This window comes from Blautia sp. AF14-40 (assembly GCF_003479665.1).
Lineage (GTDB): Bacteria > Bacillota > Clostridia > Lachnospirales > Lachnospiraceae > Fusicatenibacter > Fusicatenibacter saccharivorans.
In genome coordinates, this window is the sequence record NZ_QUHK01000016.1 from 76,998 (window position 1) to 77,895 (window position 898).

Annotated in this window: 1 protein-coding gene; it reads right to left on the reverse strand. The window is 35.2% G+C overall.

The window, feature by feature from the left end; all coding sequences use genetic code 11:
* Positions 1–13: 13 nt before the first annotated feature.
* Positions 14–784, reverse strand: coding sequence for an ABC transporter ATP-binding protein (locus DWW13_RS12175; protein WP_003061398.1), 771 nt, complete (start codon positions 782–784; stop codon positions 14–16).
* Between the last annotated feature and the right edge of the window lie 114 nt (positions 785–898).

Here is an 898-nt window from a genome sequence, read left to right on the forward strand (position 1 = left end):
TCTATACGCTAACTTACCTAACATTTCCCACTTCACCTCCGAGCAAGGTTAATATATCCAGTATTTCATTGAAGAAATCTTTTCTGCTTTTTTCCCCTCTGAAAATTTCATTGAATATTTTACCGTCTTTCAAGAACAAAATACGTTCACAGAAAGACGCACTAAACGGGTCATGTGTTACCATTAAAATAGTAGCCTGCATTTTCTTGTTGATTTCAGACATTGTTTCCAGTAATAATCTGGAAGCTTTTGAGTCCAAAGCTCCCGTCGGTTCATCAGCTAAAATCAGTTTCGGTTCATTGATTAAGGCTCTAGCACAAGCACAACGCTGTTTTTGTCCGCCAGAAACTTCATAAGGAAATTTCGATAAAATATCACGAATACCCAATTTATCGGCGATAGCATGAACTCTTTTCTCAATATCAGTAGGGTTCTGTTTGTTGATAACCAATGATAAAGAAATGTTTTCTCCAATCGTTAAAGTATCTAAAAGGTTGAAATCTTGAAAAATGAACCCTAAATTTTCACGTCTGAAATCAGCAAAATCTTTATCCTTGATTTTGGTAATATCTTGATTATTGACTGTAATGTGTCCGCTGGTTACAGTATCAATCGTAGAGATACAGTTTAATAGGGTAGTCTTTCCAGAACCACTAGCTCCCATGATTGCGACAAATTCGCCCTTATCTACATACATAGAAATACCGTCTACTGCCTTTGTGATATTTCCAGAGTTACCCCCGTAGTATTTTTTTACTTGCTCTAAATTTAAAATGTGTTCCATTAAAAATCGCTCCTTTCTTCCTGCCACATTTATTTGTTTTGGAATACAATTAAATTATAGCAAGGGCAGTATTCAATTACACTTACAGTTTTGAAAGTAAACAGAGAGTAAAAG